At 59.3% G+C, this 20,952-nt stretch carries 22 protein-coding genes; 19 read left to right on the top strand and 3 right to left on the bottom strand.

Going from position 1 to position 20,952, the window contains the following annotated elements; all coding sequences use genetic code 11:
• From GBC55_RS23965 to GBC55_RS23920, 10 genes are all read left to right on the top strand, one after another.
• The coding region (locus GBC55_RS23965) for a primosomal protein N' (protein ID WP_247266984.1) at positions 1-1,808 on the top strand (1,808 nt) is incomplete at its 5' end.
• Between the two features lie 149 nt (positions 1,809-1,957).
• Entirely contained in the window at positions 1,958-3,694 is a 1,737-nt protein-coding gene (argS, locus tag GBC55_RS23960; RefSeq protein ID WP_162440025.1) for an arginine--tRNA ligase, read from the top strand.
• A gap of 1 nt (position 3,695) precedes the next feature.
• Positions 3,696-4,403: an SPOR domain-containing protein gene (locus GBC55_RS23955; RefSeq protein ID WP_008149545.1), complete on the top strand. Its 708-nt coding sequence runs from the start codon at positions 3,696-3,698 to the stop codon at positions 4,401-4,403.
• Positions 4,404-4,634: 231 nt separating this feature from the next.
• A complete protein-coding gene (gene hslV / locus GBC55_RS23950; protein WP_162440024.1) occupies positions 4,635-5,165 on the top strand; it encodes an ATP-dependent protease subunit HslV in 531 nt (176 codons plus the stop codon).
• Positions 5,166-5,220: 55 nt separating this feature from the next.
• Positions 5,221-6,561, top strand: a complete 1,341-nt coding sequence (gene hslU / locus GBC55_RS23945; RefSeq protein WP_162440023.1) for an ATP-dependent protease ATPase subunit HslU — start codon at positions 5,221-5,223, stop codon at positions 6,559-6,561.
• Between the two features lie 206 nt (positions 6,562-6,767).
• Positions 6,768-7,148, top strand: coding sequence for a DUF971 domain-containing protein (locus GBC55_RS23940; protein ID WP_162440022.1), 381 nt, complete (start codon positions 6,768-6,770; stop codon positions 7,146-7,148).
• Between the two features lie 255 nt (positions 7,149-7,403).
• A complete protein-coding gene (phaC, locus tag GBC55_RS23935; protein ID WP_162440021.1) occupies positions 7,404-9,083 on the top strand; it encodes a class II poly(R)-hydroxyalkanoic acid synthase in 1,680 nt (559 codons plus the stop codon).
• Positions 9,084-9,230: 147 nt separating this feature from the next.
• Positions 9,231-10,085 carry a poly(3-hydroxyalkanoate) depolymerase gene (phaZ, locus tag GBC55_RS23930; protein ID WP_162440020.1) on the top strand — a complete coding sequence of 285 codons (855 nt, stop codon included), beginning with the start codon at positions 9,231-9,233 and terminating at the stop codon, positions 10,083-10,085.
• Between the two features lie 115 nt (positions 10,086-10,200).
• Positions 10,201-11,883: a class II poly(R)-hydroxyalkanoic acid synthase gene (gene phaC, locus GBC55_RS23925; RefSeq protein ID WP_162440019.1), complete on the top strand. Its 1,683-nt coding sequence runs from the start codon at positions 10,201-10,203 to the stop codon at positions 11,881-11,883.
• Between the two features lie 27 nt (positions 11,884-11,910).
• Positions 11,911-12,531, top strand: a complete 621-nt coding sequence (locus GBC55_RS23920; protein WP_162440018.1) for a TetR/AcrR family transcriptional regulator — start codon at positions 11,911-11,913, stop codon at positions 12,529-12,531.
• Between the two features lie 201 nt (positions 12,532-12,732).
• Here the strand turns inward: GBC55_RS23920 and GBC55_RS23915 are convergent, their stop codons facing one another.
• From GBC55_RS23915 to GBC55_RS23905, 3 genes are all read right to left on the bottom strand, one after another.
• On the bottom strand, positions 12,733-13,653 hold the full coding sequence (locus tag GBC55_RS23915; protein ID WP_162440017.1) for a phasin family protein: 921 nt from the start codon (positions 13,651-13,653) through the stop codon (positions 12,733-12,735).
• A 10-nt stretch (positions 13,654-13,663) separates the two neighbouring features.
• A complete protein-coding gene (locus tag GBC55_RS23910; protein ID WP_162440016.1) occupies positions 13,664-14,086 on the bottom strand; it encodes a phasin family protein in 423 nt (140 codons plus the stop codon).
• Between the two features lie 245 nt (positions 14,087-14,331).
• Positions 14,332-14,607, bottom strand: coding sequence for a polyhydroxyalkanoic acid system family protein (locus GBC55_RS23905; protein WP_162440015.1), 276 nt, complete (start codon positions 14,605-14,607; stop codon positions 14,332-14,334).
• A 154-nt stretch (positions 14,608-14,761) separates the two neighbouring features.
• Between GBC55_RS23905 and ubiE the strand changes: the two genes are divergently transcribed.
• The 9 genes from ubiE (at position 14,762) to GBC55_RS23860 (ending at position 20,841) form a co-directional block, all read left to right on the top strand.
• Complete coding sequence (gene ubiE, locus GBC55_RS23900; RefSeq protein ID WP_007948968.1) at positions 14,762-15,532, top strand: bifunctional demethylmenaquinone methyltransferase/2-methoxy-6-polyprenyl-1,4-benzoquinol methylase UbiE; 771 nt, start codon at positions 14,762-14,764, stop codon at positions 15,530-15,532.
• Positions 15,532-16,155: an SCP2 domain-containing protein gene (locus GBC55_RS23895; RefSeq protein WP_162440014.1), complete on the top strand. Its 624-nt coding sequence runs from the start codon at positions 15,532-15,534 to the stop codon at positions 16,153-16,155. Before ubiE ends, GBC55_RS23895 begins: the two co-directional genes overlap by 1 nt.
• The gene (gene ubiB / locus GBC55_RS23890) at positions 16,152-17,756 is read left to right on the top strand and encodes a ubiquinone biosynthesis regulatory protein kinase UbiB (protein ID WP_162440013.1); all 1,605 of its coding nucleotides are present in this window, start codon (positions 16,152-16,154) and stop codon (positions 17,754-17,756) included. Before GBC55_RS23895 ends, ubiB begins: the two co-directional genes overlap by 4 nt.
• Positions 17,757-17,846: 90 nt before the next feature.
• Positions 17,847-18,248 (top strand): phosphoribosyl-AMP cyclohydrolase, encoded by a 402-nt coding sequence (gene hisI, locus GBC55_RS23885; RefSeq protein ID WP_162440012.1) that lies wholly within the window; start codon positions 17,847-17,849, stop codon positions 18,246-18,248.
• Positions 18,241-18,573 (top strand): phosphoribosyl-ATP diphosphatase, encoded by a 333-nt coding sequence (locus GBC55_RS23880; protein WP_007899279.1) that lies wholly within the window; start codon positions 18,241-18,243, stop codon positions 18,571-18,573. Before hisI ends, GBC55_RS23880 begins: the two co-directional genes overlap by 8 nt.
• Positions 18,574-18,598: 25 nt before the next feature.
• The gene (locus GBC55_RS23875; protein ID WP_162440011.1) at positions 18,599-18,874 is read left to right on the top strand and encodes a twin-arginine translocase TatA/TatE family subunit; all 276 of its coding nucleotides are present in this window, start codon (positions 18,599-18,601) and stop codon (positions 18,872-18,874) included.
• A gap of 10 nt (positions 18,875-18,884) precedes the next feature.
• Complete coding sequence (gene tatB, locus GBC55_RS23870) at positions 18,885-19,346, top strand: Sec-independent protein translocase protein TatB (RefSeq protein WP_162440010.1); 462 nt, start codon at positions 18,885-18,887, stop codon at positions 19,344-19,346.
• Positions 19,325-20,137: a twin-arginine translocase subunit TatC gene (gene tatC / locus GBC55_RS23865; RefSeq protein WP_178114335.1), complete on the top strand. Its 813-nt coding sequence runs from the start codon at positions 19,325-19,327 to the stop codon at positions 20,135-20,137. Before tatB ends, tatC begins: the two co-directional genes overlap by 22 nt.
• Positions 20,134-20,841, top strand: a complete 708-nt coding sequence (locus tag GBC55_RS23860) for a 16S rRNA (uracil(1498)-N(3))-methyltransferase (RefSeq protein ID WP_162440008.1) — start codon at positions 20,134-20,136, stop codon at positions 20,839-20,841. Before tatC ends, GBC55_RS23860 begins: the two co-directional genes overlap by 4 nt.
• Positions 20,842-20,952 lie beyond the last annotated feature (111 nt).

Genomic DNA, 20,952 nt, shown 5'->3' with positions numbered 1-20,952 from the left:
CCCCGCGCCAGCGTGAAGCGCTGGCGACCCTTGCCCAGCACCCCCACGGCGTCGCCCATCAATTGCTGAGCAAACTGATGCTGAGCAAAGACAGTCTGGATTTGCTGCTGGCCAAAGGCCTGGTGCAGGTGGAGATCCGCAAGCACGCCCCCGGTGCTCGGCATGAGCACTGGCTGGCTCAGCCAGAATTGCCCCTCAATCCCGAACAACGTGCGGCATACGAGGCCATTCGCGCCGGGTTCGACAGTTACCACGCCTTCCTGCTCGCCGGCGTGACAGGCAGCGGCAAGACAGAAGTCTATTTACAACTGATTCGCGAAACCCTCAAGGCCGGCAAACAGGCACTGGTACTGATTCCAGAGATCAACCTCGGCCCGCAAACGCTGGCGCGCTTTGAACAGCGATTCAATGCGCGCATTGCGCTGATCCACTCAGCCGTGAACGACCGCGAGCGCCTTGAAGCCTGGCTCGCCGCCCGCGATGGCGACGCCGACATCATTATCGGCACGCGTTCAGCACTGTTCACGCCGATGAAAAATCCCGGCCTGATCATCATCGACGAAGAGCACGACGGATCCTACAAACAGCAGGAAGGCCTGCGCTACCACGCCCGCGATCTGGCGCTGGTGCGCGCACGGCAGGAAAACATCCCGATCGTCCTCGGCTCGGCGACGCCGTCCCTGGAAAGCCTGCACAACGCCTACACCGGTCGGTACGGGCTCCTGCGCCTGAACGAGCGAGCCGGCGGTGCCAAGCAGCCGCGCTTCCTGCGTCTGGACGTGAAAAGCCGTCCACTGGACAGCGGTATTTCCGGGCCCATGCAGCAGGCCATCGGCCAGACGCTTGCGGCGGGGCAACAAGTGCTGGTGTTCCTCAACCGCCGCGGATTTGCCCCGACACTGCTGTGTCACGATTGCGGCTGGATGTCCGAATGCCAGCGCTGTGATGCGCGAATGACCGTGCACCAGCGTTCCGGCGAGCTGCGCTGCCACCATTGCGGCTACGTTGAGCGTGTGCCCCGGCATTGTCCGAAGTGCGGCAAAGTCGACTTGCGGCCCGTGGGAGCCGGCACCGAGCGTGCCGAAGAGCGGCTGGCGATTCTGTTTCCGGACGTGCCAGTACTGCGGGTGGATCGCGATAGCACGTCGCGCAAAGACGCGATGAATCAATTGTTCGCAACCATCCAGAAGGGCCATCCCTGCATTCTGGTGGGCACGCAGATGCTTGCCAAAGGGCACCATTTCCCTCGGGTGACCCTGGTGTCGATCCTGGATGCCGATGGCGGGCTGTTCTCCGGCGATTTCCGCGCCAGTGAGCGCATGGCGCAATTGATTGTTCAGGTGGCTGGCCGCGCGGGCCGGGCTGAAGAGCCGGGACGAGTGATTATCCAGACGCACCTGGCCGATCATCCACTGCTGGTGCAACTGACCGAGCAGGGTTATTTCGCCTTTGCCGAACAGGCGCTCAGTGAGCGGCGCTCGGCAGGTTTGCCTCCATTTGCGCATTTGGCGCTGCTGCGGGCTGAAGCGCACAAGCCAGGACAGGCCGAGGGATTTCTCGATGAGGCGTGCAGCGAGGCCGAACGCTTGCTGGCCGAACAGAATCTGACCGGAATTGAGCTGCTTGGGCCAGTGCCGGCTCCCATGGAACGTCGGGCGGGGCGCTATCGCGCGCAGCTGCTGTTGCAGGCGACAGCGCGGGCGCCGCTGCATCGATTACTGAGCAGTTGGTTGCTGGTGTTGGAGCAGATGCCGAGCGGGCGGGCGGTGCGCTGGTCTCTGGATGTTGATCCCGTCGATCTGTATTGATACCTGTGGGCCTGACGCACCGCTTTTTGTCACCACATATCCATAACCTGCCCGCTATAGTTGGCAAGCCCGTCTCCGCCACGGATAATGCCCAGTTTTTCCACCCGCGCATCCAGGCGCCGCCGCGCTTGCGGTCGAAAGAGAGCCCCATGAAAGACACCATTCGTCAGCTGATCCAACAAGCCATCACCCAACTCGTCAACGAAGGTGTGTTGCCTGAAGGCCTGTCGCCGGCGATCCAGGTGGAAAACTCCCGAGACAAGAAGAACGGCGATTTCGCCAGCAACATCGCGATGATGCTCGCCAAACCGGCCGGCATGAAACCGCGCGACCTGGCCGAAAAAATCATCGCCGCGCTGCCGGCTGACGAGAACGTCACCAAGACTGAAATCGCCGGCCCAGGCTTCCTGAATTTCTTCCAGAACACCCAAGCCCTGGCCGCTCGCCTGGACGCCGCACTCGCCGACGAACACATCGGCGTGCGCAAGGCCGGCCCGGCCCAACGCACCGTTGTCGACCTGTCCGCCCCCAACCTCGCCAAGGAGATGCACGTCGGCCATTTGCGCTCGACCATCATCGGCGACGGCGTGGCTCGCGTACTGGAGTTTCTCGGCGACACCGTGATCCGTCAGAACCACGTCGGCGACTGGGGCACCCAGTTCGGCATGCTGATGGCTTATCTCCAGGAAAACCCGATCACCAGTGACGAGCTGTCGGACCTGGAAAATTTCTACCGTGCGGCCAAGCAACGCTTCGACGAATCCGAAGAGTTCGCCGACCGTGCCCGTGGTCTGGTGGTCAAGCTGCAAGCCGGCGACCCGGACTGCCTGGCGCTGTGGACCAAGTTCAAGGACATCTCGCTGTCCCACTGCCAGAAAATCTACGAGCTGTTGAACGTCAAGCTGACCATGGCCGACGTGATGGGTGAAAGCGCCTACAACGACGACCTGATCAACGTGGTCAACGACCTGAAGGCCGCCGGCATGCTTGTCGAAAGCAACGGCGCGCAGTGCGTTTTCCTCGACGAGTTCAAGAATGCCGATGGCGACCCGCTGCCGGTGATCATCGTCAAGGCTGACGGTGGCTACCTCTACGCGACCACCGACCTGGCGGCCGTGCGCTATCGCAGCAACGTACTGAAAGCCGATCGCGCACTGTATTTTGTCGATCAGCGCCAGGCCCTGCATTTCCAGCAGGTGTTCGCCGTGGCCCGCAAGGCAGGCTTCGTGACGCGCCCGATGGAAATGGAACACATGGGCTTCGGCACCATGAACGGCGCTGACGGCCGTCCGTTCAAGACCCGTGACGGCGGCACCGTGAAGCTGATCGACCTGCTGATCGAAGCCCAGGAGCGCGCCTATACCCTGGTCAAGGACAAGAACCCCGAGCTGGCCGAAGCCGAGCTGCGCAACATCGCCAAGGTCGTAGGCATCGGCGCGGTCAAATACGCTGATCTGTCCAAGCACCGCACCAGCGATTACAGCTTCAACTTCGATCTGATGCTGAATTTCGAAGGCAATACTGCGCCGTATCTGTTGTACGCCTACACCCGTGTGGCCGGCGTGTTCCGCAAACTCGGCAAGGATTTCAGCGAAGTCGAAGGCCAGATCGTTCTGGAAGCGGAGCACGAGCACGAACTGGCGGCCAAACTGGCGCAGTTCGGTGAAGTCCTGAACAACGTTTCCGACAAAGGCACGCCGCACATTCTGTGCACGTACCTGTACGATGTGGCGGGCTTGTTCTCCAGCTTCTACGAGAACTGCCCGATCCTCAGTGCCGACACCCCGGCGCAAATGCAAAGCCGCCTGCGCCTCGCCGCGCTGACCGGTCGCACTCTCAAGCAAGGCCTGGAACTCTTGGGTCTGGAAACTCTGGAGCGTATGTAAGTTGGCTGCCAAGAAAAAACCTGCACCCAAGCGTGGCGCCAGCCGTTACCAAGCTCCTGCGAAGCAACCGATTCCGGGTTGGCTGTGGATGGCCATCGGCCTGACGGTCGGCGCGTTCATCGTGTTTCTGATGAAGCTGGAGCCTGGCAAGGGCAGCGAGAGCGTCAAGCGCGAGAAGATCGAGCAGCAGAAAGCCACGAAGATCGCCGAGGCCAACAAGACCCCGCCGAGCCCGACCCAACCGGTGAAGCCGAAGTACGACTTCTACACGTTGCTGCCGGAATCGGAAGTCATCGTGCCGCCGGATGCTGTCCCGGAGAAAACCCTGCCGACGCCGCAAGTACCAGCGATTCCGACAACGCCGGTGACGCCTGAGCAAGCAGCGAAGATCGACACGGCACGGGCACAGGCGGCACTGGCCGGGATCACTCCACCGCCTGCGCCTCCGGTCTCCAAGGCGGCGCCAGTGACCAAGTTCTTCCTGCAAGCCGGTTCGTTCCGCAAAGAGGCTGACGCGGACAAGGTTCGGGCGCAGATCATCCTGCTGGGTCAAGCCGTAGCGGTTGAGTCCGGCACGGTGAAGGACGAGACCTGGTACCGCGTGTTGGTCGGGCCGTTCAGCAACCGCGAACAGCTGACCACCGCTCAGAAACAACTGGCGGGCAGCGGGTTTAGCAATTTGTTGTTACAACAACGCCAGAGCCGCTGACCCTGCGCCGCCACAGCGCCAGCAGGAGACAACAATCCCTGTAGGAGCTGCCGCAGGCTGCGATCTTTTGATTATGTTTTTAAAGACAAGATCAAAAGATCGCAGCCTGCGGCAGCTCCTACGCGACTCGCACCACTCGTCTCCTCTCCCTCCCCGCAGTTGAAAAACCCGTCACCACCCCCATATGAGTTTGCATAAGGCATTTTCGCCCCGCTGCGTGGAGACTCTCCCTTGACCACCATCGTTTCAGTTCGCCGCCACGGCAAAGTCGTCATGGGCGGCGACGGCCAGGTTTCTCTCGGCAATACCGTGATGAAAGGCAACGCGAAGAAAGTTCGCCGCCTGTACCACGGTCAGGTTATCGCCGGTTTTGCCGGGGCCACGGCTGACGCTTTCACCCTCTTCGAGCGTTTTGAAGGCCAGCTTGAAAAACATCAGGGCCACCTGGTGCGCGCCGCCGTTGAACTCGCCAAAGAATGGCGCACCGACCGCTCCCTCAGCCGCCTCGAAGCCATGCTCGCGGTCGCCAACAAAGACGCTTCCCTGATCATTACCGGCAATGGTGACGTGGTCGAACCCGAAGGAGGTTTGATCGCCATGGGTTCAGGGGGTGGTTACGCCCAGGCCGCCGCCAGCGCGCTGATGAAGAAAACCGATCTGTCGGCTCGGGAAATCGTCGAAACCGCCTTGGGTATCGCCGGCGACATCTGTGTATTCACCAACCACACCCTGACCATTGAGGAGCAGGACTGCGCCGAGTAAGCCTGTTTAGGCCTTTGTGCCACGGCTCATTCTTGCTTGAGGTCCGCCAAATACTATGTCCATGACTCCCCGTGAAATCGTCCACGAACTCAATCGCCATATCATCGGCCAGGACGATGCCAAACGCGCCGTCGCCATCGCGCTGCGTAACCGCTGGCGCCGGATGCAGCTGCCTGAAGAGCTGCGCGTTGAAGTAACACCGAAGAACATCCTGATGATCGGCCCGACCGGTGTCGGCAAAACCGAAATCGCCCGTCGTCTGGCCAAACTCGCCAACGCGCCGTTCATCAAAGTCGAAGCGACCAAATTCACCGAGGTCGGCTATGTCGGCCGCGACGTTGAATCGATCATCCGTGACCTGGCAGATGCGGCTATCAAGCTGCTGCGCGAACAGGAAATGACCAAGGTGCGCCATCGCGCCGAAGACGCTGCCGAAGACCGTATTCTTGACGCCCTGCTGCCTCCGGCACGCGCGGGTTTCAACAGCGATGACACGGTAACGTCGGCCGACTCCAACACCCGCCAGCTGTTCCGCAAGCGTCTGCGCGAAGGTCAGCTGGATGACAAGGAAATCGAAATCGAAGTCGCCGAAGTGGCCGGCGTCGATATTTCCGCGCCGCCAGGCATGGAAGAAATGACCAACCAGTTGCAGAGCCTGTTTGCCAACATGGGCAAAGGCAAAAAGAAAAGCCGCAAGCTCAAGGTCAAGGAAGCGCTGAAGCTGGTCCGCGATGAAGAAGCCGGTCGACTGGTCAACGAAGAAGAGTTGAAGGCCAAGGCGCTGGAAGCGGTCGAGCAGCACGGCATCGTGTTCATCGACGAAATCGACAAGGTCGCCAAGCGCGGCAATTCCGGTGGTGTCGACGTGTCCCGTGAAGGCGTGCAGCGTGACTTGCTGCCGCTGATCGAAGGCTGCACCGTCAACACCAAGCTGGGCATGGTCAAGACCGACCACATCCTGTTCATTGCATCCGGCGCGTTCCACCTCAGCAAGCCAAGCGATCTGGTGCCTGAACTGCAAGGTCGTCTGCCGATCCGTGTCGAACTGAAGGCGCTGACGCCTGAAGACTTCGAGCGCATCCTCAGCGAACCCCATGCATCGCTGACCGAGCAATATTGCGCCCTGTTGAAAACCGAAGGGTTGGGCATCGAGTTCATGCCGGACGGCATCAAGCGCATTGCCGAGATTGCCTGGCAGGTTAACGAAAAGACCGAGAACATCGGTGCCCGTCGTTTGCACACGTTGCTTGAGCGCCTGCTTGAAGAGGTGTCGTTCAGTGCCGGCGACCTGGCCAGCAGCCACGACGGCAAGGTGATCCTGATCGACGCGGAATACGTCAACAGCCACTTGGGCGAATTGGCGCAGAACGAAGACCTGTCCCGTTATATCCTGTAGGTCAAAATCTGTGTGAGCGGGCTTCTGTGGCGAGGGAGCTTGCTCCCGCTGGGACGCGCAGCGGCCCCAAAGCCCGCGAATGCGGTTTATCAGATGAACCGCATCGCCCGGGTTTTACGACTGCTGCGCAGCCGAGCGGGAGCAAGCTCCCTCGCCACGGGATCACCTGCCGACACAGGGCCTCCATCAGACGGACGACCGGCCCCATGACGACCCAACTCCCCACCGACATCAAACTCCACAAAGCCTCGAAAACCCTGTCGCTGAAATACGCATCCGGCGAGGAACATCACCTGCCCGCCGAATTCCTGCGCGTGCACTCCCCTTCCGCCGAGGTCCAGGGCCACGGCAAACCTATCCTGCAATTTGGCAAGATCGGCGTAGGACTGACCAAGGTAGAACCTGCCGGTCAGTACGCACTGAAATTGACCTTCGACGACGGGCACGACAGCGGCCTGTTCACCTGGGAATACCTGTACCAGCTGGGTGTGCGTCAGGAGGATCTCTGGAGCGATTATCTTGCCGAGCTCAAAGCGGCAGGGAAAACCCGCGACCCGAACGAATCCATCGTCAAGCTGATGCTCTAGCCCGCACCTCTTGCTCATTAGTGGGCATTTTCTAATTTCATCTGTTTGAATGCTCCGCTTCAGGGCCGACGATTGGCCCGCTTGCGAAAAAAATTAAACTCGGGTAACCAATGGAGCTGGCAAGTTCCCTGCAGTGCTCTCTGCATAAAAAAGCAGTGGTGCAGATTATCGGTCACCCGAGCAGTAGTACCTGACGCGTGCTGTGCGACTGAACAGCGGAACAGGTACTCGTCTCAGGACAATGGAGCGTCGTAGATGAGTAACAAGAATAACGATGACCTGAAATCTCAGGCCTCGGAAAATACCTTGGGGCTGAATCCTGTCGTTGGACTGCGTGGAAAGGATCTGTTGGCTTCTGCTCGAATGGTGCTCAGGCAGGCCATCAAACAACCGATTCACAGTGCCAAGCACGTCGCCCATTTCGGCCTTGAGCTCAAGAACGTTTTGTTTGGCAAATCCGCGTTGCAACCGGGTGGTGATGACCGTCGTTTTGCCGATCCGGCCTGGAGCCAGAACCCGCTCTACAAACGCTACCTGCAAACCTACCTGGCGTGGCGCAAGGAACTCCACGACTGGATTGACGACAGTAACCTCGAGCCCAAGGACGTCGCCCGAGGGCATTTCGTGATCAACCTCATAACCGAAGCCATGGCCCCGACCAACAGTGCGGCCAACCCGGCGGCGGTCAAACGTTTCTTCGAAACCGGCGGCAAGAGCCTGCTCGACGGCCTCTCGCATCTGGCCAAGGACATGGTGCACAACGGCGGCATGCCAAGCCAGGTCAACATGGGCGCGTTCGAGGTGGGCAAGAGCCTGGGCGTAACGGAAGGCGCAGTCGTGTTTCGCAACGATGTGCTGGAGCTAATCCAGTACCGGCCAATTACCGAGCAAGTGCATGAGCGCCCGCTGCTGGTGGTGCCGCCACAGATCAACAAGTTCTACGTATTCGACCTGAGCCCGGACAAGAGCCTGGCGCGTTTCTGCCTGCGCAACAATGTGCAGACCTTCATCGTCAGCTGGCGCAACCCGACCAAGGAACAGCGCGAGTGGGGCCTGTCGACCTACATCGAAGCCCTGAAGGAAGCCGTGGACGTGGTCACCGCGATCACCGGCAGCAAAGACGTGAACATGCTGGGCGCGTGCTCCGGCGGCATTACCTGCACCGCGCTGCTGGGCCACTACGCGGCGATCGGCGAGAAGAAGGTCAATGCACTGACGCTGCTGGTCAGCGTGCTGGACACCACCCTGGACAGCGACGTGGCCCTGTTCGTCGACGAGCAGACCCTCGAGGCCGCCAAGCGTCACTCTTACCAAGCCGGGGTGCTGGAAGGCCGCGACATGGCGAAGGTCTTCGCCTGGATGCGTCCCAACGATCTGATCTGGAACTACTGGGTGAACAACTACCTGCTGGGCAACGAGCCGCCGGTGTTCGACATCCTGTTCTGGAACAACGACACCACTCGATTGCCAGCCGCGTTCCACGGCGACCTGATCGAGATGTTCAAAAGTAATCCACTGATCCGCCCCAATGCACTGGAAGTGTGCGGTACGCCGATCGACCTGAAGCAGGTCACTGCCGACATCTTCTCGCTGGCCGGCACCAACGACCACATCACGCCGTGGAAGTCCTGCTACAAGTCGGCGCAACTGTTTGGCGGCAAGGTCGAGTTCGTACTGTCGAGCAGCGGCCACATCCAAAGCATTCTGAACCCGCCGGGCAATCCGAAGTCACGTTACATGACCAGTGTCGACATGGCCGCCAACGCCGAGCAGTGGCAAGAAAACTCCACAAAGCACACCGACTCCTGGTGGTTGCACTGGCAGGCGTGGCAGGCGGAGCGCTCGGGCAAGCTGAAGAAATCGCCGACCGCTCTGGGAAACAAAACCTATGTCGCGGGCGAAGCTGCACCGGGCACTTATGTACATGAGCGGTAACTGACACACCCCACACTTCGGTAGGAGCTGCCGCAGGCTGCGATCTTTTGATCTTGACCCTTGAAGCAGGATCAAAAGATCGCAGCCTGCGGCAGCTCCTACAGGGTTGGGGATGAATTTGAGAGCGTGACCCACAGGGCCTGAAGCATGCCGCAACCGTTCGTTTTTCGTACCGTCGACCTGGATGGCCAGACCCTCCGGACCGCGGTACGCCCCGGCAAGCCTCATTTGACGCCCTTGCTGATTTTCAACGGCATCGGCGCCAACCTGGAGCTGGTATTTCCGTTTGTCGCGGCGCTGGACCCGGACCTGGAAGTCATCGCTTTCGATGTTCCCGGGGTCGGCGGTTCGTCGACACCCAATCGGCCGTATCGCTTTCCAGGTCTGGCAAAACTCACGGCGCGGATGCTCGACTACCTGGACTACGGACAAGTCAACGTGATCGGCGTGTCCTGGGGGGGCGCCCTCGCCCAGCAGTTCGCCTACGATTATCCCGAGCGTTGCAAAAAACTCGTCCTGGCGGCGACAGCGGCCGGTGCAGTCATGGTCCCGGGCAAACCGAAGGTGCTGTGGATGATGGCCAGTCCCCGACGCTACATTCAGCCTTCTCACGTCATTCGCATTGCGCCGATGATCTATGGTGGCTCGTTCCGTCGCGACCCCACACTGGCGGCCAGCCATGCGGCGAAAGTGCGGTCGGCTGGCAAGCTCGGTTACTACTGGCAGCTGTTCGCCGGCCTTGGCTGGACCAGCATTCATTGGCTGCACAAGATCCATCAGCCGACGCTGGTATTGGCCGGTGATGATGATCCGCTGATCCCGTTGATCAACATGCGCTTGCTGGCATGGCGAATTCCCAACGCTCAATTGCACGTCATCGATGACGGGCATCTGTTCCTCATTACCCGGGCCGAAGCGGTGGCCCCGATCATTATGAAATTCCTCGAGGAAGAACGGCAGCGCGCGGTGATGCACCCGCACCCGGCGCCATTGGGCGGTTAAGCCTCCCCATCGTCGGTCGGCAGGATGCCGCACCGCGCAACAACCCGTTGCAGCGTCTATGGTGTTCTGGTTCGGTACGTTTGTTTTTGGCCTGAAGACGAAGGAGTGTTGAGTCATGCGCGACAAACCAGTGAGGGATTCCTTACCCACTCCCGCCGCGTTCATCAACGCACAGAGTGCGATTACCGGCCTGCGTGGCCGTGATCTGTTTTCGACCTTGCGCAGTGTGGCCGCCCATGGCTTGCGCAATCCCGTGCACAGCGCCCGACACGCCTTGAGACTCGGCGGTCAACTGGGCCGCGTGTTGCTGGGAGAAACCTTGCACCCCACCAACCCGCAGGACAATCGGTTTGCCGATCCGGCGTGGAGCCTCAACCCTTTTTACCGCCGCAGTCTGCAGGCTTACCTGAGCTGGCAGAAACAGGTCAAAAGCTGGATCGACGAGAGCAACATGAACCCGGATGATCGCGCTCGCGCGCACTTCGCGTTCGCTTTGCTCAATGACGCCGTGGCGCCCTCCAACAGCTTGCTCAATCCGCTGGCCATCAAGGAAATTTTCAACTCCGGCGGCAACAGCCTCGTGCGCGGGGCCAGCCATCTGATCGACGATTTTCTGCACAACGACGGCCTGCCAAGGCAAGTCACCAAACAAGCTTTCGAAGTGGGCAAAACCGTCGCCACGACCACCGGCTCCGTGGTGTTTCGCAATGACATGCTGGAGCTGATCCAGTACAAGCCGATGAGCGAAAAACAGTATTCCAAACCCCTGCTGGTGGTGCCGCCCCAAATCAACAAGTACTACATTTTTGACCTGAGCCCGAGTAACAGCTTCGTCCAGTTCGCCCTGAAAAACGGTTTGCAGACGTTCATGATCAGCTGGCGCAATCCTGATGTGCGACATCGCGAATGGGGCCTTTCGTCCTACGTTGAAGCCGTGGAAGAAGCCATGAACGTGTGCCGGGCCATCACCGGCGCCCGCGAGGTCAACCTGATGGGCGCCTGCGCTGGCGGGCTGACCATCGCCGCGCTGCAGGGTCATTTGCAGGCCAAACGACAACTGCGTCGTGTCTCCAGCGCGACGTACCTGGTGAGCCTGCTCGACAGTCAGATGGACTCGCCAGCCACCCTGTTCGCCGACGAGCAGACGCTGGAAGCCGCCAAGCGTCGTTCCTATCAGAAAGGTGTGCTGGACGGGCGTGACATGGCAAAGGTATTCGCCTGGATGCGCCCCAACGATTTGATCTGGAGCTACTTCGTCAACAATTACCTGTTGGGCAAAGAGCCGCCAGCGTTCGACATCCTCTATTGGAACAACGACAACACACGGCTGCCGGCAGCGTTGCACGGTGATCTGCTGGATTTCTTCAAACACAATCCACTGAGTCACCCAGGCGGTCTTGAAGTGTGCGGTACGCCGATAGACCTGCAAAAAGTCACGGTCGACAGCTTCAGCGTGGCCGGTATCAACGACCACATCACGCCCTGGGACGCGGTGTATCGCTCAACCTTGTTGTTAGGGGGTGACCGGCGTTTCGTGCTGTCCAACAGCGGCCATGTACAAAGCATCCTGAACCCGCCGAGCAACCCGAAAGCCAACTACATCGAAGGCGCCAAGCTGAGCAGCGACCCACGCGCCTGGTATTACGACGCAAAGCAAGTCGACGGCAGCTGGTGGACTCAATGGCTGAGCTGGATTCAGGAACGTTCGGGCGCGCAAAAAGAAACCCACATGGCACTTGGCAACCAGAACTATCCACCGATGGAGGCAGCACCTGGCACCTATGTGCGCGTGCGCTGACGCTCAACGAACCATTAAGAAGACTGGATGAAAACCCGCGACCGGATTCTCGAATGTGCTTTGCAGTTGTTCAATCAGAAGGGCGAACCGAACGTTTCCACGATGGAAGTGGCGAACGAAATGGGCATCAGCCCTGGCAACCTCTACTACCATTTTCACGGCAAGGAACCGCTCATCCTAGGGTTATTCGAGCGCTTTCAAGCCGAGCTGGCACCGCTGCTCGATCCACCTGCGGATGTGGAACTGGCGCCGGAGGATTACTGGCTATTCCTGCACTTGATCGTCGAGCGGCTGGCGCATTACCGGTTTCTGTTCCAGGACCTGTCGAACCTTGCCGGACGCTTGCCGAAACTCGCCAAAGGCATCCGCAACCTGCTCAACGCGCTCAAGCGCACGCTGGCTTCGTTGTTGGCGCGTTTGAAGGCTCAGGGTCAGTTGGTCAGTGATACCCAGGCGTTGGGGCAACTGGTGGAGCAGATCACCATGACGCTGTTGTTCTCACTGGACTATCAGCGAATTCTGGATCGCGAGGGTGAAGTGAAGCTGGTGGTGTATCAGATCATGATGCTGGTGGCACCGCATTTGTTGCCGCCGATCAAGGCTGCAACGGAGCACATGGCGATGCAGTACCTGGAAGAACACGAATAACCCTCTCACTGGATAAACATATTTCACTGTAGGAGTGAGCCTGCTCGCGATGGTGTGGGGCCAGTCAATATCAATGTTGAATGACACACCGCAATCGCGAGCAGGCTCACTCCTACAGGGGATCTGCGGTGACTCTTAAAATGTTTTCACAAACAAAAACGCCCGACCTTTGCAGGCCGGGCGTTTTTTTGAGCCCTGAAATCAGGACTGACTGGTTGGCGTCGATGGGGCTGGCGCGACAGTCGGGGTGGCAGCAGGGGTCGGCGCGGCAGCAGAGTTCGATGTGCTGGCCGCAGGTGCCGGGGTTGCCGGTTTGGCGGCAGCCACTGCTGGTTTTGGTGCTGCGGCTTTCGGTGCCGCCGGTTTTTTCACTGCTGGCTTTTTGGCTGCGGCAGGTTTTGCCGCTGGCTTGGCTGCAGGTTTGGCTGCTGCCGTTTTCGCTGCGGGCTTGGCCGCAGGTTTAGCAGCCGGCTTGGTGGCAGGTTTGGCGGCGGCTTTTGCGGCGACCGGTTTGGCCGCGGCCTTGGCTACTGCTTTGGCTGCCGGTTTTGCGGCAGCGGTTTTAGCGGCGACTTTGGCGGCTGGTTTGGCCACTGCTTTAGCAGCTGCCTTGACCAGTGGCTTGGCAGCCGTTTTGGCCGCGGGTTTAGCCGCTGCCGTTTTAGCTGCAGGTTTTGCCGCTGCGGTTTTCGTCGCAACAGGCGCAACCTTGGCACCGGTGAGTCTTTCGATCTGCTTGGTCAGGGTATCGACCTTGCTGTGCAGGGCTTTGACTTCATTGCGGCTTGGAACGCCCAAGCGCGAAATGGCACTGTTCAGGCGCTTGTCAAAAGCACCTTCCAGCTCGTCCCACTTGCCCAGCGCACGATCTTTAACACCGGTAATGCGCGACTTGGCCGAGGTAGCGGAGTCCTTGGCAGCGTCGACTTTCTTGCCGACTGCGTTCTTGGTGAGCTTCTCGGCTTTCTCGCCGTCTTTGACCAATGTATCGAAGAGCTTGCCGCCGTCATTGTCGATCTTCGAGTACACGCCTAAACCAGCCAGCCAGATTTTGCGGGAGTAGTCTTCGACTTTCCCGATCCACGAGCTGCCTTCTTTTTCGGTGTTCTTTTTACCAGCCATCCCGTTCTCCTTAAGATTTACGCGCGACGCGTTCGAGCAATGCCGTCAACTCATCGAGCTTAGCAGACAGCGTCTCAACGTCATGTTTAGACGGAATGCCGATACGATTCAAGGCACTTGCGACACGCGAGTCAAAAGCCTTCTCGACTTTGTCGAGTTGAACTTCGACCTTGCCTTTGAAAGTGCTGACTTCGCTCTTCGCTTCTTCGATCTCGGTGTTGGCTGCTTCAAGTTTCTCAGCAACTACCTTTTTGCCTTTCTTTTCAACAGTTTGACCTTCTTTGATCAACTCTTGAAAGTACTCGCTGCCTTCTTGTCCGACCTTGGTGTAGGCACCCAGGCCTGCCAGCCAGATCTTGCGGGCATAGGATTTGACGTCGCCCAGAGCAGTGGTCGTAACGTCGATTTTTTTCTTCAAAATAACTTTGGCCATGGTGCACCTCACGCGCAGAAGGTTTGAGGAACTGCCCGCGAAAGAGTCGGGCTCAGGCACAAAGTAGTGAGAATAATTAGAAACGGCACCCTAACAACTGACATAAATCTCTGGCTTCACCACAAAACAAATGTAGGAGTGAGCCTGCTCGCGATAGCGGCCTATCAGTCGAAACTAATGTTGACTGACAGACCGCTATCGCGAGCAGGCTCACTCCTACAGGGGGAAGGGATTTCAATCCGGAATCAGACCAACGCTTTATCCAGGGCCTTCTCGATTTCCGATTTGATCGTGCCGCTCATGGCCGACATCAGCATGCCCAGCTCCACATCCACCTTGATCGAGTCCTCGCCGACCTGCACCGTGCCTTTTACGCCCGAGCGTTTGAGGTTCAGGGTGTCGCCGGACCATTGCGGCTCCAGGCCATATTGGTCGGACAGTTTCTGCGCCAGCTTTTCAGCCTTCTCGCGGGCCGCTTCCTTACCCAGGCCGTGGGCACGTTCAACACTAATTCGGGCCATCGAATGACTCCTGCTTGATGAATACTTCCTGAAGCATCTTGACCGCCGCTGCGGCAAAACGTCCCGGTGTTTCCTTATCTTACCTTTACCCACTCCAAGACAAAGCAGGCCACCGGGATTAGAATGTCCCGCATTCTCTTCTGGTGACAGCGATATGACTGATCAGCGCAAAGGCAGCGATGCCGAACCCACCACTCACTTCGGTTTCAAAAACGTTCCGGAAAGCCAAAAAGCGGAAAAAGTCGCTGAGGTTTTTCACTCGGTAGCCGCCAAGTACGACCTAATGAATGACCTCCTGTCGGGCGGCATGCACCGTCTGTGGAAGCGCTTCGCAATCGAACTGTCGGGCGTGCGCACCGGTAATCGCGTGCTGGACATCGCGGGTGGCACCGGCGACCTGACCAAAAAATTCTCGCACCTCGTTGGCCCGACCGGCCAGGTCGTGCTGGCCGATATCAACGAATCCATGCTCAAGGTCGGTCGTGACCGCCTGCTGGACCTCGGTGTTGCCGGCAACGTTGAGTTCGTCCAGGCAGACGCTGAAAAGCTGCCGTTCCCGGACAACCATTTCGACTGCGTGACCATCGCTTTTGGCCTGCGCAACGTGACACATAAAGAGGACGCCCTGCGTTCGATGTTGCGCGTACTGAAACCGGGCGGCCGTCTGCTGGTTCTGGAGTTCTCCAAACCGACCAACGCGCTGATGTCCAAGGCCTACGACGCCTATTCGTTCGCGTTCATGCCGCTGATGGGCAAGCTGATCACCAACGACTCGGAGAGCTATCGCTACCTGGCCGAATCGATCCGCATGCACCCGAATCAGGAAACCCTGAAATCGATGATGGTCGAGGCCGGCTTCGACCGCGTGACCTATCACAACATGACCGCAGGCATCGTTGCCTTGCACCGCGGCATCAAACCCTGATGTTGCTCGCCGGTCTGCTCGCCAGCGTTGAACTCGGTCTGAACCGGGTGCTGCGTCTCGACAGCACGGCACTGCCACGGCTCGCGCATTTGAGTGGCAGGGTGATTGCCGTCGATTGCCGCAGCCCGGCCTTTCAGCTGTTCATCCTGCCCAGTGACGAAGGCCTGATGCTCGCTTCCCAGTGGGAAACCGGCGCCGACTGCACTTTGCGTGCACCCGCCTCAAGCCTGCTGAAACTGGCGATGAGCAAAGACAAGACCGCGGTGCTGCATGGCCCCGAAGTCGAGCTCGACGGTGACAGCGGTGTGCTGCTGGAACTGGCGGCGATCCTTCAGGACCTCGAACTGGATTGGGAGTACGAACTCTCGCGCTGGCTGGGACCGGTGGCCACGCAACTGGTTGGCGGTCATCTGCGCAGCCGCGCACGTTGGTACCAGCAAGGATTCACAAGCCTGGGGCAGAACCTGGGTGAATACCTGGCCGAAGAATCGCGAACCCTCGTCGGTCAGCGCGAAGCCGAAGCCCGTTTCAGTGAACTGGACCAGATCAAACTCGATCTGGAACGTCTCGAGGCGCGTTTCGAGCGCCTTTCCCGATCCCTCGACCCAAGCGATAACGCATGAAGCTGCTTGCCGTCCGCCGTTTGTTGCGCATCCAGCGCGTTGTGATTCGCTACCGCCTCGATGACCTTCTCTTCGCCCTGCCGCTGCCCTGGTTTCTGCTGGCGCTGCGCTATGCCTTGCCGTGGCGCTGGTTCCCGCGCAAAACCCTGGACCTGACCCGAGGCGCACGTTTGCGTCTGGCATTACAGGACCTGGGGCCGATCTTCATCAAGTTCGGACAGATACTGTCCACCCGTCGTGATCTGCTTCCCGAAGACATTGCCGATGAGCTGATGAAGCTTCAGGACCGGGTGCCTCCGTTCGATTCGCAAGTGTCGGTCAAGCTGATCGAAGAACAGCTCGGCAAAAAGATCAGCGAAGTGTTCAGTCGCTTTGACGTTGAGCCCCTGGCCTCGGCTTCGGTGGCGCAGGTGCATGCCGCGCAACTGAAAACCGGCGAAGAAGTCGTGGTCAAGGTTATCCGCCCGGGCCTGAAGCCGATCATTGCGCAGGATCTGGCCTGGCTGTTCATCCTCGCCCGAGCTGCAGAAAAGCTATCGGCCGACGCCCGCCTGCTACACCCGGTGGACGTGGTCCTGGACTACGAAAAAACCATCTACGACGAACTGGACCTGCTGCGCGAAGCTGCGAATGCCAGTCAGTTGAAACGCAACTTCGAAGGCTCGCCACTGCTCTACGTCCCCCAGGTCTATTGGGATTGGTGCCGGCCGAAAGTGCTGGTGATGGAGCGTATCTACGGCATTCAGGTCACTGATCTGGCCACCCTCGCTGACCAGCGCACCGACATGAAAATGCTCGCCGAGCGCGGCGTGGAGATCTTCTTCACCCAAGTGTTCCGCGACAGTTTCTTCCACGCCGACATGCACCCGGGCAACATTTTCGTCAGCACCGTGAACCCGTGGAGCCCGCAATATATTGCCATCGACTGCGGCATCGTCGGCAGCCTGACTCCGGAAGATCAGGATTACCTGGCGCGCAACCTGTTCGCGTTTTTCAAACGTGACTACCGGCGAGTCGCCCAACTGCACATCGATTCAGGATGGGTACCGGCAGAGACCAAACTGAATGAATTCGAGGCAGCGATTCGCACCGTATGCGAACCGATTTTCGAAAAACCGTTAAAAGATATTTCCTTCGGACAGGTCCTGATGCGCCTGTTCCAGACCGCTCGGCGCTTCAACATGGAAGTGCAGCCGCAGCTGGTGCTGCTGCAGAAAACCCTGTTGAACATCGAAGGCCTGGGCCGTCAGCTGTACCCGGACCTGGACCTGTGGAACACCGCCCAGCCGTTCCTCGAACGCTGGATGCGTGAGCGCGTCAGCCCGAAAGCCTTGATTGGCAACGTTCAGAGCCAGTTTGAGCAATTGCCGCACCTGGCGAATATGGCTCGCGACCTGCTCGAACGCATGTCCCAACCCCACGCCTACGACCCACCGCCGCCGTGGCACAAACGCAAGGACGACTGGTTCCTGCGGCTGCTCGGCTGCGCTCACCTGGCCGGTGGCGCTATTTTGCTTGCCGGTGGACCGCTGGGTGAAATGGGTCATTGGCCGGCCGGAATCATGGTGGCTGTCGGTTTGTATCTGGTCGTTCGCCGATAGCCAGTCGCGCAACACGCTGGCACACTGTTTCAACGCTGAATTTCACGTGGGCCTCAATTGATGAAGTGAGAGCCTGCATCGGAGTCGAAGATGAAAAACTGGCTGGACGAGATCAAGTGGGACGCCGATGGCCTGGTGCCCGCGATTGCCCAGGATCACAAGACCGGGCGCGTCCTGATGATGGCCTGGATGAACCGTGAAGCGCTGGAGCTGACCGCCGCCGAGAACCGCGCCATTTACTGGTCCCGGTCCCGGGGCAAGCTATGGCGCAAGGGCGAAGAGTCCGGTCACGTGCAGACCTTGCATGAGATGCGCCTGGACTGTGACGCCGACGTGATCATCCTGATGGTCGAGCAAGTCGGTGACATCGCCTGTCATACAGGACGCCAGAGCTGCTTTTATCGTGTCTTCGAGAACGGCGACTGGACAACCGTCGACCCGGTGCTGAAAGACCCGCATGCCATTTATTCCGCAGGACACAAACATGAGTGACACTCTGACCCGTCTGGCCCAGGTGCTGGAAGAGCGCAAAGGCGCCGCCGCCGATAGCTCGTATGTCGCCAGCCTGTACCACAAGGGCTTGAACAAGATTCTGGAAAAAGTCGGCGAAGAGTCGGTCGAAACGATCATTGCCGCCAAGGATGCCGCCATCAGCGGTGACTGCAGCGATGTGATTTACGAAACCGCCGACCTGTGGTTCCACAGCATGGTTATGCTCGCCCAACTGGGGCAGCATCCTCAGGCTGTACTCGATGAACTGGACCGTCGCTTCGGTCTGTCCGGACACGCCGAGAAAGCCTCGCGTCCGTCCGCCTGAACAACTATTAGAGAGGAGCAGCAACATGGGCATTTTTGACTGGAAACACTGGATCGTCATCCTGGTTGTTGTCGTTTTGGTATTCGGCACCAAGAAACTGAAAAACCTCGGGACTGACGTCGGCGAGTCCATCAAGGGCTTTCGCAAAGCCATGAACGATGATGAAAAACCGGCTGATCCAACCGTGACTCCGGCCCAACCGGTTCCGCCCGTTCAGCCTCAGACCACACCGGTAAACCAGCCGCACACCATCGATGTGCAGGCACAAAAAGTCGAAGAGCCAATCCGCAAAGACGTGTGAGCACAGACTAATGTTCGGTATCAGCTTCTCTGAACTGCTGCTCGTCGGCCTCGTCGCCCTGCTGGTATTGGGCCCCGAGCGCCTGCCGGGTGCTGCGCGTACGGCTGGCCTGTGGGTCGGGCGTCTGAAGCGCAGCTTCAACGCGATCAAACAGGAAGTTGAACGTGAGATCGGTGCTGACGAGATTCGTCGGCAACTGCACAACGAGCACATTCTGTCGCTGGAGCAGGAGGCGCGGAAGATCTTCTCGCCGACCCAGCAGGAGGCCACACCGGTTCAGCCTGCCGAACTGGTGACGACGCCAACGATTCATGCTCCGACGACGGAAGCTGCACCCGCCACTGCGCCGACGGAAGCGGTGAAAGCCGTTGAACCGACACCGGTCATCGCGCCCGCCGAACCCGTTGCTCCTGCCGCCGCGCCGACAATCACGGCGCCTCACGACACCCCATTGCCGCCGCGAGCCCCATGAGCGACCTTCCTGAAAATGACCAGCACATGCCGCTGGTTTCGCACCTCACCGAGTTGCGTACTCGCCTGCTGCGCTGTGTAGCGGCGATCTTCATCGTCTTTGCCGGTTTGTTCGCCTTTACCCAGCAGATCTATACCTTCGTCTCCACGCCGCTGCGGCAATACCTGCCAGTCGGCGCGACGATGATCGCCACCGACGTCTCGTCACCGTTCCTGACACCGCTGAAGCTGACCATGATGGTCTCGCTGTTCCTGGCGATCCCGGTGATCCTGCATCAGATCTGGGGCTTCATCGCACCAGGCCTTTACAAGCATGAGAAGCGCATCGCGGTGCCTTTGCTGGTCTCCAGCATTCTGTTGTTCTACGCCGGCATGGCGTTCGCCTATTACCTGGTATTCCCGCTGATCTTCAAATTCTTCGCCGCCGCCACCCCGGCTGGCGTGGAAATGATGACGGATATCAGCAGCTACCTCGACTTCGTCATGACGCTGTTCTTCGCATTTGGCGTAGCGTTCGAAATCCCGGTCGCCGTGGTGCTGCTGGTGTGGATCGGCGTGGTCGACGTCAAATACCTGAAGAAAATCCGTCCGTACGTGATCATCGGCTGCTTCGTGGTCGGCATGATCCTGACGCCGCCGGACATCTTCTCGCAGACGTTGCTGGCCGTTCCAATGTGGCTGTTGTTCGAGATCGGCATCCTGTTTGGCAGCCTGATCAGCAAACGTGGCGAGCACCCGGACGACCAGCCGGTTGACGATCACAACGACCAGCCGCCAGCGACCCAGCCGTGAACCTGCTGCTACTTGAAGAAGCTGATTTCATTGCAGCCGACCGGGCGATCCTGCGTGATCGCCGGTTGACCCACATGCAGGAAGTCCACCGCTCTGAAGTCGGTGATAGCTTGCGTGTTGGCCGCATTGGCGGATTGATGGGTTCTGCCGAACTGCTGCGCCTGGACGCAGATGAAGCCGAATTGCGGGTCACCCTTGACCAGCCGCCACCGACCAAGCTGCCATTGACCCTGATTTTGGCCCTGCCACGCCCGAAAATGCTCCGCAGGGTGTTTCAGACCGTAGCGGCCATGGGTGTGCCACGGATCATCCTGGTGAACAGCTATCGCGTCGAGAAGAGCTTCTGGCAAACGCCGTTCCTGGAGCCCGAGGCGATTCGCGAGCAGTTGATCCTGGGGCTGGAACAGGCCCGAGACACCGTGTTGCCGGAGATCGTCATCGAGAAACGCTTCAAGCCGTTCGTCGAAGACCGCCTGCCGGCCATCAGCGAAGGTACCCTCGGGTTGGTGGGCCATCCCGGCAACTACCCCGCCTGTCCTCGCGGTCTCGAAGAACCGGTGACCCTGGCCATCGGCCCGGAAGGTGGCTGGATCCCTTACGAAATAGACCTCCTGGGCAAGTCCGGTCTGCAACCGGTACAGCTCGGCGAACGCATTCTTCGGGTCGAAACAGCCGTCACTGCGCTGCTCGCACGCCTTTTCTGACACTCTTCCCTGAACACCGCACCCTGTAGGAGCTGCAGAAGGCTGCGATCTTTTGATCTTCGGTCATCTCACCAAACAAAAATCAAAAGATCGCAGCCTTCGGCAGCTCCT

Source organism: Pseudomonas sp. TNT3, assembly GCF_010095445.2.
Classification (GTDB): Bacteria; Pseudomonadota; Gammaproteobacteria; order Pseudomonadales; family Pseudomonadaceae; genus Aquipseudomonas.
Note: the sequence above shows the minus strand (reverse complement) of the source record. Positions and strands in the feature narration are given on the sequence as shown.